14 protein-coding genes and 1 rRNA gene are annotated in these 15,116 nt (G+C 66.8%); 14 read left to right on the top strand and 1 reads right to left on the bottom strand.

The annotated features are described in order from the left end of the window. Positions 1-79 precede the first annotated feature (79 nt). The 7 genes from HMPREF0975_RS00080 (at position 80) to HMPREF0975_RS00050 (ending at position 7,094) form a co-directional block, all read left to right on the top strand. Positions 80-598: a flavodoxin domain-containing protein gene (locus tag HMPREF0975_RS00080; RefSeq protein ID WP_021606767.1), complete on the top strand. Its 519-nt coding sequence runs from the start codon at positions 80-82 to the stop codon at positions 596-598. 88 nt (positions 599-686) lie between these two features. Beyond that, the gene (gene argC, locus HMPREF0975_RS00075; RefSeq protein ID WP_034471645.1) at positions 687-1,793 is read left to right on the top strand and encodes an N-acetyl-gamma-glutamyl-phosphate reductase; all 1,107 of its coding nucleotides are present in this window, start codon (positions 687-689) and stop codon (positions 1,791-1,793) included. Further along, positions 1,790-2,986, top strand: a complete 1,197-nt coding sequence (gene argJ / locus HMPREF0975_RS00070; RefSeq protein ID WP_009232032.1) for a bifunctional glutamate N-acetyltransferase/amino-acid acetyltransferase ArgJ — start codon at positions 1,790-1,792, stop codon at positions 2,984-2,986. Before argC ends, argJ begins: the two co-directional genes overlap by 4 nt. Beyond that, complete coding sequence (gene argB / locus HMPREF0975_RS00065; protein ID WP_009232031.1) at positions 2,983-3,909, top strand: acetylglutamate kinase; 927 nt, start codon at positions 2,983-2,985, stop codon at positions 3,907-3,909. The genes argJ and argB overlap by 4 nt, the downstream gene beginning before the upstream one ends. Further along, on the top strand, positions 3,906-5,216 hold the full coding sequence (locus HMPREF0975_RS00060) for an acetylornithine transaminase (protein ID WP_009232030.1): 1,311 nt from the start codon (positions 3,906-3,908) through the stop codon (positions 5,214-5,216). Before argB ends, HMPREF0975_RS00060 begins: the two co-directional genes overlap by 4 nt. Then, a complete protein-coding gene (locus tag HMPREF0975_RS00055) occupies positions 5,213-5,800 on the top strand; it encodes an arginine repressor ArgR (RefSeq protein ID WP_009232029.1) in 588 nt (195 codons plus the stop codon). Before HMPREF0975_RS00060 ends, HMPREF0975_RS00055 begins: the two co-directional genes overlap by 4 nt. Positions 5,801-5,870: 70 nt before the next feature. After that, positions 5,871-7,094 carry an argininosuccinate synthase gene (locus tag HMPREF0975_RS00050; protein WP_009232028.1) on the top strand — a complete coding sequence of 408 codons (1,224 nt, stop codon included), beginning with the start codon at positions 5,871-5,873 and terminating at the stop codon, positions 7,092-7,094. A 195-nt stretch (positions 7,095-7,289) separates the two neighbouring features. Here HMPREF0975_RS00050 and HMPREF0975_RS00045 read toward each other — a convergent pair whose 3' ends face one another. Next, positions 7,290-8,162: a formate/nitrite transporter family protein gene (locus HMPREF0975_RS00045; RefSeq protein ID WP_009232027.1), complete on the bottom strand. Its 873-nt coding sequence runs from the start codon at positions 8,160-8,162 to the stop codon at positions 7,290-7,292. A 175-nt stretch (positions 8,163-8,337) separates the two neighbouring features. Between HMPREF0975_RS00045 and argH the strand changes: the two genes are divergently transcribed. From argH to HMPREF0975_RS00005, 7 genes are all read left to right on the top strand, one after another. Further along, the gene (argH, locus tag HMPREF0975_RS00040) at positions 8,338-9,930 is read left to right on the top strand and encodes an argininosuccinate lyase (protein ID WP_009232026.1); all 1,593 of its coding nucleotides are present in this window, start codon (positions 8,338-8,340) and stop codon (positions 9,928-9,930) included. 21 nt (positions 9,931-9,951) lie between these two features. Next, complete coding sequence (locus tag HMPREF0975_RS00035; RefSeq protein WP_009232025.1) at positions 9,952-10,608, top strand: DNA-3-methyladenine glycosylase; 657 nt, start codon at positions 9,952-9,954, stop codon at positions 10,606-10,608. Between the two features lie 139 nt (positions 10,609-10,747). Next, entirely contained in the window at positions 10,748-11,173 is a 426-nt protein-coding gene (locus HMPREF0975_RS00030; RefSeq protein ID WP_009232024.1) for a hypothetical protein, read from the top strand. Continuing rightward, complete coding sequence (locus HMPREF0975_RS00025; RefSeq protein WP_009232023.1) at positions 11,170-11,730, top strand: MarR family winged helix-turn-helix transcriptional regulator; 561 nt, start codon at positions 11,170-11,172, stop codon at positions 11,728-11,730. Before HMPREF0975_RS00030 ends, HMPREF0975_RS00025 begins: the two co-directional genes overlap by 4 nt. Beyond that, the gene (locus HMPREF0975_RS00020) at positions 11,720-12,334 is read left to right on the top strand and encodes a class I SAM-dependent methyltransferase (protein ID WP_009232022.1); all 615 of its coding nucleotides are present in this window, start codon (positions 11,720-11,722) and stop codon (positions 12,332-12,334) included. The genes HMPREF0975_RS00025 and HMPREF0975_RS00020 overlap by 11 nt, the downstream gene beginning before the upstream one ends. Before the next feature lie 537 nt (positions 12,335-12,871). After that, positions 12,872-14,152 carry a tyrosine--tRNA ligase gene (tyrS, locus tag HMPREF0975_RS00010; protein ID WP_049939289.1) on the top strand — a complete coding sequence of 427 codons (1,281 nt, stop codon included), beginning with the start codon at positions 12,872-12,874 and terminating at the stop codon, positions 14,150-14,152. Positions 14,153-14,637: 485 nt separating this feature from the next. Then, a 16S ribosomal RNA gene (locus tag HMPREF0975_RS00005) occupies positions 14,638-15,116 on the top strand; the annotation flags it as partial.

Below are 15,116 nucleotides of genomic sequence, written 5' to 3'. Positions count from 1 at the left end.
GGCCGCCGGTGCATCTTCGACACCTTCGTCGGGTAACGGGTCCCAGACAGCGGGTGTGGTCTCCGCAATACTAGGCGCTATGAAGATCCTGCTTACTTCTTCCTCCAAGCACGGGTCCACCGACGAGGTGGCCGCGGTGATCGCCGAGCGGCTCCAGGCTGCTCAGATCGATGTGGAGACCAAACGCCCCGAAGACGTCGACACCGTGGACGACTACGACGCCTTCGTCCTGGGCAGTGCCGTCTACATGACCAAATGGACGCCGGAGGCGGTCGACTTCACCAAGCGCTTCCACGACGCCCTCAAGGCCAAGCCTGTGTGGGCGTTCTCCGTGGGGCTCTCCGGCCTGCCGAAGGGCAAGGTCTCCGACCCCATGCGCATCGGCCCGGTCCTCCTGGCGCTCGACCCCGAGGACCACATGACCTTCGCAGGTCGCTTCGACCCCTCCCGGCTCAACCTGCGCGAGCGCTCTATCGCCAAGCTCGGGGGCGCCTCCGAAGGAGACTTCCGCGACTGGGGCGAGGTGCGGCAGTGGGCGGATGCCATCGCCACCTCGCTCCACGACGACACGCTCACCGGGGGTCGGGAGCGACCCTGACTGTCGCCGCAGGGCGCTCCAGGAGGAGAAAGATCACAGCAGCCTCCGGACATATGTATTTCTATGCATGTGGATGTATGGTTACTGCATGACTTGGACAGTAGCTGTTGCCGGAGCCACCGGATATGCGGGCGGTGAGGTTCTGCGCCTGCTCGCCAATCATCCTGAGGTGACGATCGGTGCGCTCACCGCGGCCTCCTCCGCCGGTAGCCGTCTGGGCGACCACCACCCGCACCTGCTGTCTTTGGCCGACAGGATCGTCCAGTCGACCGAGGCGGAGCTTCTCGCCCAGCACGACGTCGTCGTCCTGGCCCTGCCCCACGGTGCCTCCGGAGCCATCACGGCCGCAATCGAGAAGCTCGGGACCGGTGGCGCGACTCCTCTTCTCATCGACTGCGGAGCGGACCACCGGCTGACCAGCAGACAGGCGTGGGAACTCTTCTACGGCTCTGACTACGCCGGCGCCTGGACCTACGGCATGCCCGAGCTCCTGCATGCGGGTGAGTCGCACGCCCGCGCCCAGCGCACCGAGCTCGCCTCCACCAGGCGTATCGCCGTTCCCGGCTGCAATGTCACCGCCGTCACCCTGGCGCTCCAGCCCGGTGTCGCCGCCGGACTCGTTGACCCATCCCGGTCAACCGCGGTCCTGGCGGTGGGCTACTCCGGTGCTGGCAAGGCGCTCAAGCCTCACCTCACCGCCGCCGAGGCGCTGGGATCCGCCCAGCCCTACGCCGTCGGCGGTACCCATCGGCACATCCCCGAGATCATTCAGAACTTCGAGGTGGCCGGCGCCCCTGCCGGCTCGACGCACCTGTCCTTCACCCCGGTCCTGGTCCCCATGAGCCGGGGAATCCTCGCTACTGTCACCGCCCCCCTGACTCCGGCTCTGCGTGAAATCCCCGACCCGGAGGCCGCCGTGCGGACAGCCTGGGAGACCGCCTACGGGGCATCCGGAAGAGGCGAGAGCCTCATCCACCTCCTGCCCGAAGGCACCTGGCCCGCGACGGGCACCGTCGTAGGCAGCGGTACCGCTACCGTCCAGGTCGCCATCGATCGCGGTGCAGACACCGTGGTCGCCATGTGCGCTGTCGACAACCTCGGCAAGGGCACCGCCGGTGCCGCTCTGCAGTCCCTCAACCTGGCCCTCGGCCTGGAGGAGACCACCGCTATCACCACCCAAGGAGTCGCACCATGAGCGTGACCGCTGCCCGGGGCTTCCGAGCCGCCGGCGTACGCGCAGGCCTCAAAACCTCCGGCAAGTCCGACCTCGCCCTCGTCGTCAACGACGGCCCGTTCGATATCGCCGCCGGAGTATTCACCACCAACCGCGTCGTCGCCGCGCCGGTGGTCTGGTCGCGCCGGCTCCTAGCCGGTCAGGAGGGCGGCCAACCAGGCCGCGCCCGTGCCGTCGTCCTCAACTCCGGGAGCGCCAACGCCTGCACCGGGTCCCAGGGCCTGCGCGACACCGAGGCCACCGCCGCGCGCGCCGCCGGACTCCTAGGAGTCGAACCGGGCCGGGTTCTGGTGTGCTCCACCGGCGTCATCGGCGAGCGCATCGATATGCCCGTCCTCCTGGAGGGGCTCGACGTCGCCACCCTCGCCCTGACCGATACTCCCCGGGCTGGAACCGACGCGGCCACCGCCATCATGACCACCGACACCGTCTCCAAGGAAGACACCCTCACCATGGGCGCCGGCGAGGAGAGATGGACTATCGGCGGCATGATCAAGGGCGTGGGCATGCTGGCACCGGGCCTGGCCACGATGCTCGCCGTTCTCACCACCGACGCCGTCCTCACTCCCCAGGAGGCGCAGGACGCCCTGGCGTCTGTTACAGCGCGAACCGTCAATCGGATCAACTCCGACGGCTGCATGTCCACCAACGACACAGTCCTCCTCCTGGCCTCCGGCGCATCCGGGAATACGCCCTCTCGGGCCGAGTTCGAAGAGGCACTGACCGAAGTGATGAGCAGACTTGGTCGCCGCCTCGTGGCCGATGCCGAGGGAGCCACCCACGACATCGCGATCACGGTCAGCGGCGCCGTCAGCGAGGCGGCCGCCGAAGCCGCGGCCCGCACCGTGAGCTCCTCCAACCTCCTCAAGTGCGCCGTCGCCGGGGCCGACCCCAACTGGGGGCGCGTCCTGTCCCAGCTGGGAACCGTGCCCGAGGACGTCTGCCCCTTCGATCCTGAGGAAGTCGACGTCGCCATCAATGGCGTCACGATCTTCCGCCACGGCGCCCCCGACCAGGACCGGGACTCAGTGGACATGAGTCCTCGCGAGACTCGCATCGACATCACCCTGTCAGCAGGGCAGGCCGAGGCCACCGTGTGGACCAACGACCTCACTCACGGATACGTCACCATCAACGCGGACTACACAACATGAACCGGACACCCCTCGACCCGCAGATCAAGGCATCCGTCCTGCTGGAGGCCGTGCCGTGGCTGCGCACCTACAAGGGCGCCACCATGGTCATCAAGTACGGCGGCAACGCCATGGTGAACGACGACCTCAAGCGAGCCTTCGCCCAGGACATCCTCTTCCTCCATCAGGTCGGGGTGCGCCCCGTCGTCGTCCACGGCGGCGGCCCCCAGATCAACGCCATGCTCAAGCGGCTGGGCATCAGCTCGGAGTTCCGCGGAGGCCTGCGCGTGACCACGCCCGAGGTCATGGACGTGGTCCGCATGGTGCTCACCGGTTCCGTGCAGCGCGAGCTCGTCTCCCTTCTCAACACCGACGGCTCCGCAGCGGTCGGCATCAGCGGTGAGGATGGCGGGATCCTGCAGGCCCGTCAGCGCCTGGCGACGGTGGACGGCGAGAGCATCGACGTGGGCCTGGTCGGCGACGTCGTCGACGTCAGCCCACAGCCGATCATCGACCTGCTCGACCAGGGCCGCATCCCGGTCATCTCCTCGGTCGCCCCGTTGACGACGGACTCCGAGACCGTCCTTAACATCAACGCCGACACGGCCGCCGCCGCGATCGCCGTAGCGCTCAAGGCCCGCACGCTCCTCATGCTCACCGACGTCGAGGGGCTCTACGCCGCATGGCCCGACCGCGGCTCGCTGGTGCCCTTCATCAGTGCGGCCGCGCTCGAGGAGCTCCTGCCGACGCTCGAGTCCGGGATGATCCCCAAGATGGAGGCCTGCCTGAGGGCTGTCTACGGCGGAGTCGCACAGGCCCACGTCGTCGACGGGCGCCAGGCCCACAGCATGCTCCTGGAGATCGTCACCGATCAGGGTGTCGGTACCGTCATTCACCCCGGGGACACCCCGATACCGCCACTGAACGGAGGCAAGAGCCTATGACCACACAGGCAAGAACCCTCTCAGAAGCACCGGCTCCCACCACCGACAGCACCGACCCTGCCGCCGGTGCGGCCATCGGTGACGGTTCGGCCAATGCCAACTGGCTGAACCGCTACACCGACGCCGTCATGAATACTTTCGGCGCTCCCGGCCGGGTGCTGGTCCGAGGCCGGGGCGTCCGCGTTTGGGACGCCGACGGCAAGGAGTACACCGACCTCCTGGCCGGGATCGCCGTCAACTGCCTGGGCCATGCCCACCCGGCGATCGTCGAGGCCGTGACCGACCAGCTCAGCACCCTCGGCCACGTCTCGAACTTCTTCACCACTCCCGCCCAGGTCCGTCTCGCCGAGGAGCTCATCTCCCTGACCTTCCCGGGGCCGGCCGCACGCGAGTCCCGGGTCTTCCTGGCCAACTCCGGGACCGAGGCCAACGAGGCCGCCTTCAAAATCGCCCGCCGCCACGGCGGCGGCAGCCGCCCTCGCGTCCTGGCGCTCCAGGATGCCTTCCACGGGCGGACCATGGGCGCCCTGGCCCTGACTTACAAAGCCGCCTACCGAGAGCCCTTCGAGCCACTGCCCGGCGGGGTCGAGTTCATCCCGGCCGGGGATGTCGGGGCACTGCGCAACGCACTGGGGCCGGACGTGGCCGCACTCATCGTCGAGCCTATCCAGGGCGAGGCCGGGGTCCGCGAGCTGCCCGCCGGGTACCTGGAGGCCGCCCGAGAGCTGACCAAGGCCGTCGGCGCTCTGCTCATCATCGATGAGGTCCAGACCGGCATGGGGCGCTCCGGCGCCTGGATGGCGCACCATCTGATAGCCCCCGGCGTCGTCCCCGACGTCGTCACCCTCGCCAAGGGGCTGGGCGGCGGCATCCCCATCGGCGCAGTCGTCGCCACCGGCGAGGCCGCGACCCTCCTAGGACCCGGTCAGCACGGCACCACCTTCGGCGGCAACCCAGTGGCCTGCGCCGCCGCTCTGGCCGTCATCGAGACCATCGGCAGTCAGGACCTGCTCGGCCGGGTCGAGAGGCTCGGCTCCGCCTGGGCCCGGGACCTCGCGGCCGTCGACGGCGTCGACCAGGTACGCGGCCGAGGCCTGCTAATCGGCATCGGACTGGCAGAGGGCCTCCCGCCCGCAGGCGAGATTGCTGCCGCTCTGGCTGCTCGCGGCTTCATCGTCAACGCGCCGCGTCCCGACACGATTCGTCTGGCGCCGCCCTTCATCCTGTCCGACGACGACGCCCGAGCCTTCACCACCGCCTTGTCCGAGGTCCTCACTCGGGCACTGTCAGAGAAGGCCGACTCATGAGCGCCACCACCGAGGCCACTACCCAGCGTGATCTGGCGGCAACGGCCCCAGTGGTGCCCTCCACCAAGACCGCCCGGCACGCCAGCATCGTCCAGATCCTCTCCCGTGAGCGCATCCGCTCCCAGGCCCAGCTGCGCAAGGCCCTGGCTCAGCGCGGCATCAGCACCACCCAGGCCACACTCTCGCGGGACCTGGTGGAGTTGCGGGCCACGAAGATCCGCGCTCCGGGCGGAGAACTCATCTACTCGATGCCCGAGGCGGGCGTTCCCAGACAGATTCACGCCGGAGGCTTCACCACGGAGGAGACCGACGACTCCCTGCCGGCCCACACGACTCCCCGCCTGACCCGATGGTGCGCCGAGCTGCTCGTCACCGCCGAGTGGGCAGGCCCCCAGGTGGTGCTGAGAACCCCGGCCGGAGCCGCACAGCTGCTCGCCGGAGCCGTCGACGACGCGATGATGCCCGGGGTCCTGGGCTGCATCGCCGGAGACGACACCGTCCTGGTCATCACCCGCAGCAGCCAGGTCGCCGCCGACGTGGCCGGTCACCTGCTTGCGCTGGCCGACCCCTCGACCCGATCCTGAACCATTCCCAACGCCCCTCGTCCCCTCATCACCGGTTCATCAGTGTCACCGCGAAGAGAAGAGATATCCCATGAGTACCCACAAGGACCGTGTCGTCCTGGCCTACTCCGGAGGCCTGGACACGTCTGTCGCCATCGGTTGGATCGGTGAGGCCACCGGCCGAGAGGTCGTCGCCGTCGCCGTCGATGTCGGCCAGGGCGGCGAGGACCTTGAGGTGATCCGTCAGCGAGCCCTCGACTGCGGTGCCGTCGAGGCCTATGTGACCGACGCACGAGATGAGTTCGCCAACGACTACTGCATGCCCGCCCTCAAGGCCAACGCCCTCTACGAGGGAACCTATCCGCTCGTCTCCGCGCTCTCCCGCCCCGTCATCGCCCGCCACCTGGTCAAGGCCGCCCGCGAGTTCGGCGCCCGCACTGTGGCGCACGGCTGCACCGGCAAGGGCAACGACCAGGTCCGCTTCGAGGTCTCCATCACCTCGATGGCCCCTGACATGGACTGCATCTCCCCGGTGCGAGACTTGGCGCTGACTCGCGACGTCGCCATCGACTACGCCGAGAAGCACAACCTGCCGATCGAGACCACCAAGCACAACCCGTTCTCCATCGACCAGAACGTCTGGGGACGCGCCATCGAGACCGGCTTCCTGGAGGATTTGTGGAACGCCCCCACCAAGGACGTCTACGTCTACACCGATGACCCCGCCTACCCGCCCCTGCCCGATGAGGTGATCATTTCCTTCAAGGAGGGCGTCCCGGTGGCAATCGACGGCCGTGACGTCAGCCCGCTGGAGGCCATCCAAGAGCTCAACCGCAGGGCCGGGGCGCAGGGCGTGGGCCGCATCGACACAGTGGAGGACCGGCTCGTGGGCATCAAATCCCGCGAGATTTACGAGGCCCCCGGGGCGGTGACCCTCATCGAGGCGCATCGGGCGCTCGAGGCCGTCACCCTGGAGCGCATGCAGCGCCGCTACAAGCGGAGTATGGAGCAGACCTGGGCCGAGCTCATCTACGAGGCGCAGTGGTACTCCCCGCTCAAGCGCTCCATGGATGCCTTCATCGAGGACACCCAGCGTTACGTCAGCGGCGACATCCGCATGGTTCTGCACGGCGGCCGGGCAACTGTCACTGGGCGCCGCTCCGAGACCGGCCTGTACGACTTCAACCTGGCCACCTACGAGAGCGGAGACACCTTCGACCAGTCCTCCTCCCGGGGGTTCATTGAGATCTACGGCATGCAGTCCAAGCTCGCCGCCGCTCGTGACGTGCGTGCCGGTAACGGCCAGGGATTCTGATCGGGGTCTCGACCGGGACGATGAGCGGCAATCCGCCTCGTCGCCAGCCTGCTCAGCGTCGTCGGTGAGGAGGAGACATGACGAACCGGTTGCCACCGCCTGCAGCAGTGCGGTGGCAACCGGTTCGCTCGTTGTCCTGTCGTGGCGGACGGACGGGCCGACTGATGGCCGGAGGACGTCTACCTCGGTCTCGGTCTACTCTCCCGCCTGCACCTCGTCCTTGTGGAGCTGTCGGCCCAGCCAGCGGGAGTCGTCGTTGGCGTAGGCGTAGTAGCCGCCGATCAGCAGACCACCGCCCACGAAGTTGCCCAGCAGCGCCACGGCCACATTGCCCAGTGCTGGCAGGACGTCGATCCCGTGCGTCAGACCGATGACGGTGAACAGCACCGTGTTGGCCACCGAGTGCTCGAAGCCGAGGAAGGCGAAGACGAATACGGCCATGATCATCGAGAAGATCTTGGACCAGTCCTCGCGGATGAAGCCGTTGTAGATGAGGAGCATCGCCAGATTGATCATGAAGTTGCACAGGATCGCCCGCACGAAGAGGTCGCCGATCCCCGAGGCCGACGACAGATAACCGAGCTTGGCCTCCACCGAGTGCAGGGCCTGCTCGCCGGTGGGTCCTTCCACGAGTGAGGAGAAGTGGTACATGACGGCGAAGACGAGACCGCCCATGAAATTGCCGGCCAGGCACATGAACAGCACTCTCAGGGTTCTCCACGCCGAGATGCGCTTGTAGTAGTAGCCGATGACGACCACCATCATGTTGCTGGTGAGCAGCTCGGACTTCGTGTAGTAGATGAAGACGAGGGCGGGGCCGAAGGCCAGCGCCCCGAGCATCTTTCCGATCCCGGCCAGGGAAGTCTCCCCAACGTGAAGGCCGCTGAAGATACCGACGATGGCGTAGTTCACAATGTAGAAGACCGCCACGATCATGCCGGCCATTGCCGCGCGCATGAGGTAGCGATGGGCGATCGCCCCGGTCATCCTGGTCTTGGTCTCCAGCGCCTCGAGCACGGTGGAGATGAATTGCTTGCCTGGGAAAAGGGCGTCTTGTTCGGCGGGCATGGCTCATCATGACATGGCGGGCGAGCCGCTGGGCAGGTCCTTCTTCCTTCCCGTTGGTCGGTGTCGCCCGACCTGCCCCCGCCCTCGTGCTTTCCTCAAGAGAGACGAGGGCCCTTTGCCGCCGATCCGCCATAGAACCATTCCGGACCGGTCACTGAGGCGCCGTTGTCGGTGGATGGGCCATGATGGGGGTATGAGCCAGTCCTTCAACCACTCCGCCACCTCGAGCGCCGCTCAGTCCGTCCCCTCCGACTCGCATCAGAATTCCAAGCCGATCGGCGTCAGCCTGTGGGGTGGGCGCTTCTGCGGGGGGCCCGCCGACGCACTGGCCGCACTGTCAGTGAGTACCCACTTCGACTGGCGCCTGGCCCGATACGACATTGCCGGGTCCCGCGCCCATGCCCGTGCTCTGGCACAGGTCGGCCTGTTGGACGAGGACCAACTGGCCGGCATGCTGGACGCCCTGGACCGCCTTGAGGCCGACGTCGTCGCCGGCGTCTTCGTCCCCGAGGCCACTGACGAGGACGTCCACACGGCTCTGGAGCGCGGGCTCATCGAGCGCGCCGGTGAGGACCTGGGCGGGCGTCTGCGTGCCGGACGCAGCCGCAACGACCAGATCGCCACTCTCATCCGCATGTACCTGCGCGACCAGGCGCGCCACGTGGCCGGGCTCGTTCTCGACGTCGTCGACGCCCTCATCGATCAGGCGGCCCGAGCCTCCGATGCCATCATGCCCGGACGCACCCACATGCAGCACGCCCAGCCGGTGCTGGTCGCCCACCAACTGCTCGCCCATGCCTGGCCGCTCATGCGAGACGTCGAGCGCCTCGAGGACTGGGACGCGCGCGCCGCCGTGAGTCCCTACGGCTCCGGTGCGCTCGCCGGCAACACGCTCGGCATGGATCCCGACGCCGTGGCCGCCGACCTCGGTTTCGAGGCAGCCGTCGAGAACTCCATCGACGGCACGGCCTCCCGCGACGTCGTCGCTGAGCTGAGTTTTGTCCTGACGATGGTGGCGGTGGACGTCTCGCGCCTGAGCGAGGAGATCATCATCTGGAACACCAAGGAGTTCGACTTCGTCGTTCTCGACGACTCCTACTCCACGGGCTCGTCCATCATGCCGCAGAAGAAGAACCCGGACGTGGCCGAACTTGCCCGGGGCAAGGCCGGGCGCCTTATCGGGGACCTGACGGGTCTGCTTGCCACCCTCAAGGCCCTGCCCCTGGCCTACAACCGGGACCTGCAGGAGGACAAGGAGCCCGTCTTCGACGCCGTCGATACCCTGGCCGTCCTGCTGCCTGCCGTCAGCGGCATGGTGAGCACGATGACCCTCCGCTACGAGCGCATGGCCGCCCTGGCTCCGCAGGGGTTCTCCCTGGCCACCGACGTGGCCGAATGGCTGGTCAAGAACGGCGTGCCCTTCCGCCGCGCCCACGAGATCTCCGGCGCCTGCGTGCGCGAGTGCGACAGGCGCGGCATCGAGCTGTGGGACCTGTCCGACGACGATTTCGCCGCCATCGATGAGCGGCTCACCCCCGGTGTGCGCGAGGTCCTCTCGGCAGAGGGGGCGGTGGCAGCCCGTACCGGGCACGGTGGCACTGCACCGGTGCGCGTCGTCGAGCAGCTCGCCCGGGCCATCGCCCGCAGCGCCGAGCTGCGAGTCTTCGCCTGGGAGGGCTCCTTGCTGGACGGCCCCGCAGGTCCTCAGTGGCCCGAGCCGGAGGAGTTCGATGACGAGGATGGCGGGGCTGACGTGGAGCGGGGCTGAGCGAGCTCGCAAGGACGACTGATGAGGGCGCCTGCGGTGGAACTGAGTCCCGAGGCCGTCTCACTCCTGAGCCGCGACAGCCTGGAGGTGGCCCCGGCGCTGCTGGGCGCCGTCATCGCCGTCGCCTGTCCGGAGGGGAGCGTCGCGATCCGCCTGACCGAGGTGGAGGCCTACCGGGGCGAGGAAGACCCCGGTTCCCACGCCTTCCGAGGGCTCACAGCGCGCAACGCCTCCATGTTCGAGGTCGGCGGTTGCATTTACGTCTACTTCACCTACGGCATGCACCACTGCCTCAACATCGTCACCGGACCGGCGGGAATCTCGCGAGCGGTGCTCCTGCGAGGGGGAGAGGTGGTGGACGGCATCGAGCTGGCACGAGCCCGTCGCCCCGCTGCGCGCACCGATCGCGACTTGGCCCGTGGACCGGCCCGGCTGTGCTCCGCGCTCGGGCTGGACCGATCCGACGACGGCGAGCCGCTGGGCGGACCGGGATCACGTATCAGCCTGACGCTGCCGGAGTTGCAGCGGGCGCCGGATGCTGAACGCATCCGGTGCGGGCCGCGCACCGGGGTTGCAGGCCCCGGGGGAGACGGAGAAGCCTTCCCATGGCGCTTCTGGCTGGATGGAGAACCCACCGTCTCAACGTACCGGCCCGCCGTCACCAGGCGACGCTCATAGGACTGAACCTCACCGAGCCTCACGCCGTTAAACACCCACTTGCCAGAGCCTCGCCCATCCACTAATAATAGGTACACAGATTATCGCTACACAGACTATTCGAGTTGTGGAACCGCTGAGGGCGGAGGAAGGGCAGGCCATGTGGTCGACTGAGTGTCAACGGACAGTGGATCTCCCGGTGGAAGTCCTGTGGGAGACCTGGATCAAGGTCCTCTCCGGTGAGATTGAGCTCCCAGAGGGAGACCGTTACGAACCACGCGAGCCCGTAGGGCCCGGTGCATCGATCACGATGACACCGGCCGGGCAGGACAGCGTCGAGATCACGGTGACGCGCTGGGAACCCCCTCATGTCCAGGCCGACCGGGTCTCCTACGGGGGCGTGGAGCTGACCTTCACGCACTCCTTCATATCTGAGCAGACACAGGGGAAGAGCGTCGTGACTACCCGCCTCGACATCGACGGGCCCGGAGCTGATGACGCAGGCCCGGTGATCGGTCCGAGAATCGCAGCAGACTTTCCGCAGGCCCTCGACTCACTCATCGCGGCTGCTAGGGTCGCCATGTGAGAACACGGTTCCAGGGGCCGGAGGCGAGCCCCGGCTTCCTCATGTGGAGGACCGCGCTGGCCTGGCAGCGCGACATCGCTGCCGCCCTGGAACCAGTTGGACTGACGCACTCCCAGTTCGTCCTCCTGTCTTGCACGCAGTGGCTCGAGGAGCAAGGGGACGGGGCCAGCCAGGTGATGATCGCGGCCCAAGCGGGAATGGATGTGAAAACCGCCAGCCAGGTGCTGCGCCGGTTGGAGCGGGCCGGCCTTGTCTCGCGTCAGCAGGATCCGAACGACGCCCGTGCCCGGATCGTGACAACGACAGCGGCAGGGCGAGATGTCGGGGCCCGGGCAACGCCTCTGGTGGAGGATGCCGATGAGGCGTACTTCGCCGCCGTGCCCCACCTGCGCGAGGCACTGCTGCGCGACGCCGGTGCCGTGGTGCGCAGCCCCACAGCGCACCGCAGCGAGGAGACCGATGTGTCCATCGGCCGGAGTGCGAACCCCAGGCCCCCTGGTGACACAGCCGGTCCGACCGAGGTGGCTGCTCCGTCAGGTTTTCACAGTGGCCGATGACTACTGGAACCACAATGTCGCTTTTCACCGGCGCATTGTGCGGGACGCGGCGCGGCGCGGTGGGAGCGCGCTCGATGTCGGATGCGGCGACGGGCTCCTGCTCGCGCGCCTGACAGCGGTGTGCCGCTGCGTCGTCGGACTCGATCCTGACGAGCAAGCCGTTGCACGAGCGCGTCGTCGCCTGGAACAGATCCCGCGGGCAAAGATCCTGCTCGACGACGTCATGGACCCGGGTCTGCCCGAGCGCATCGGAACCTTCGAGACCGTCAGTTGCGTGGCAACCCTGCACCACCTCCCGCTGGAGCCAGGCCTGACGAGGCTGAGCGGGCTGGTGGCACCCGGCGGGCGACTCATCGTCGTCGGCCTGGCCGCCAATAAGAGCCCATGGGACTGGACGCTGTCCGCCCTCGCTGTCCTCCCACTGCGCGTGATCGGTGCCATGCACCGGGAGACCCCCGATATCGGCGTCGTTACGAGCGCTCCGAGAGAGTCTCTCGACGAGATCCGCGCAGCGGCAACTCGGAGCCTTCCCGGGGCCAGAGTTCGACGGCGCTTCTACTACCGCTACACCCTCATCTGGGACCGCCCCGTCAAGGACTCATGAACGTTCCCCGTATTTCGCTCGGATCTCGCCAGATGCACCGATCCCCATATGCACCCCGTACGAGCTGCTGCGCTCCGAGCTCGGCGAGATCGAGCCCTGGTCCGCCGAGCTGATGAGGCTTCCCGGCTTCGGCCCGGAGAGGGCCGATCTCGTCGCCCTCATGGTCTACGACTGTCCCCGGTTCATCTTCGACGCCTACGCCAGGGGCCTACTTCGTCAAGCCGGCTATGAGATGGGGCGGGGTTATGAGGACGCTCGTCGTGCTCACGAAGCAGCGATGACCGGCAGCGGCCTCGGCATCGACCGGCACAAGGACTTCCACGGACTGATCATCGCCGTCTGCCAACGCGCGCGTGCAGCGGGCGGCCGGCGTGACAACGACGCCGGTCTGATGCGACCGCATCGTGGAAGCCGGGCCGGGACATGGCAGCGGGACATGGCAGACTATCCGCGCCGGAGGTTTCAACCGGCCCCGGGCGCGACGTGCCGGGACAACGCGTGCAGGACGCACGACGACCCATGGAAGGCGACTGGACAGTGACGGACATCCTGGACGAACTGCAGTGGCGCGGGCTCATTGCCCAGCACACGGACATCGATGCGCTGCGCGCCGCGTTGGCCGATGGAACCGTCACCTTCTATTGCGGGTTCGACCCCACGGCACCGAGTCTCCACCACGGCCACCTCGTGGCCGTCAAGGTGATGCGCCACCTTCAGCTCGCCGGACACCGCCCTCTCGCACTCGTGGGCGGAGCGACCGGGCTCATCGGCGACCCGCGCGCCAAGGGCGAGCGCAGTCTCAACACGAAGGACGTCGTGGCCGGATGGGCTGCCGACCTGCAGGAGCAGCTCGAGAACCTTCTCGACTTCAGCGGGGACAACCCGGCGCGGATCGTCAACAACCTGGACTGGACCCAGGCGATGAGCGCCATTGACTTCCTGCGGGACCTGGGCAAGCACTTCCGCATGGGCACCATGCTCTCCAAGGACATCGTCGCACGCCGCCTGGCCAGTGAGGAGGGCATCTCCTACACCGAGTTCAGCTACCAGGTCCTCCAGGCCAACGACTACCTCGAGCTCTACCGGCGCTACGGCTGCACCCTGGAGGTGGGTGGCAACGACCAGTGGGGCAACCTCGTGGGCGGGATGGACCTCATCCACAAGGTGGAGGGCGCCTCGGTCCACGTCATGACCAACCCGCTCATCACCAAGGCCGATGGCACCAAGTTCGGCAAGTCCGAGGGCGGGGCGATCTGGCTCAACCCCGAGATGCTCAGCCCCTACGCCTTCTATCAGTTCTGGCTGCAGGTCGACGATGCCGACGTGGTGCGCTTCCTCAAGGTCTTCACCTTCCTGGAGCGTGAGGAGATCGAGCGCCTCGAGGCGGTTACCGCCGAGAACCCCAAGGCGCGCGAGGCCCAGCGAGCCCTTGCCCATGAGGTGACGACGTGGGTCCATGGAGCCGAGGCCACGGCACAGGCCGAGGCGGCGACCGCGGCCCTGTGGGGACGCGGGGATCTCGCAGATATCGACGAAGCGACCATCCTGGCCGCGACGGCGGACCTCGCCTCCGGCGACGTGGTGACGGGCGAGACCACGATCGTGGATCTGCTCGTCAGTACCCAGTTGGAGCGGGGTCGTAACGCCGCCCGCAAGACCATCGCCGGAGGCGGGGCCTACCTCAATAACGTCAAGGTGGAGGACGACGCCACGGTGATCGGTCCCGAGCACCTGCTCGCCGGGGGAGTGGTCCTGGTGCGCAAGGGAAGGCGCAACTTGGCAGTTGGTCGATCGGCTCAGTTCCCTTCAGAGATATAGTCCGATTTTCGATCGAGTTGACGCGGTGACGGCCTCTGTGGGCACCGTCACCGCGTTTGCGTTTGACCGTCAACAGACCTGTGCGTAATGTTCTCTCCGGCCCGGAACGGGGAGGACGAGTCCTCAAACCGACCGGGAGTTGAGAACTGAAGAGAACCGAAAGGGAGACGAGGGTCACCGAACCATCGTTTGACTCCAGATTATCGGATCGCTAAAGTTTCTCAGGCGCTTCTGGAAAGGAAAACGGAAGACAAAGGTCTTTCGAAGAGTTTCCAGTGGGTGTGTTGTTTGAGAACTCGATAGTGTGTTATGTTTTTTATGTCATTTGGTTCTGGGGGGCTGCGCGTTTGTGTGGTTTCTTGGGGCTGTTTGTTTTTGGTTTGCCTGGCTCTGGGTTTTGCTTGGGGTTGGGTTGGGCTTTGGTCTGGTTTTCTGGGCTTTGTACTGGCTTTTCCCTGGCTGTTTGGTTGGGGTTTTGTTGGTTTTGTTTGGAGAGTTTGATCCTGGCTCAGGACGAACGCTGGCGGCGTGCTTAACACATGCAAGTCGAACGGTGAAGCGCTTGCCTTTTTGGTGGGTGTGGATGAGTGGCGAACGGGTGAGTAACACGTGAGTAACCTGCCCTCTTCTTCTGGATAACCTCATGAAAGTGGGGCTAATACGGGGTATTCCGGGTCTGTCGCATGGCGGGTTTGGGAAAGATTGCGCCTTTGGGTGTTTTCGGTGGGGGATGGGCTCGCGGCCTATCAGCTTGTTGGTGGGGTGATGGCCTACCAAGGCGGTGACGGGTAGCCGGCCTGAGAGGGTGGACGGCCACACTGGGACTGAGACACGGCCCAGACTCCTGCGGGAGGCAGCAGTGGGGAATATTGCACAATGGGCGCAAGCCTGATGCAGCGACGCCGCGTGAGGGATGGAGGCCTTCGGGTTGTGGAACCTCTTTCGCCAGTGAAGCAGGCCTGCT

It is taken from the genome of Actinomyces sp. oral taxon 849 str. F0330, assembly GCF_000239715.1.
GTDB classification, from domain to species: Bacteria; Actinomycetota; Actinomycetes; order Actinomycetales; family Actinomycetaceae; genus Actinomyces; species Actinomyces johnsonii.
Note: the sequence above shows the minus strand (reverse complement) of the source record. Positions and strands in the feature narration are given on the sequence as shown.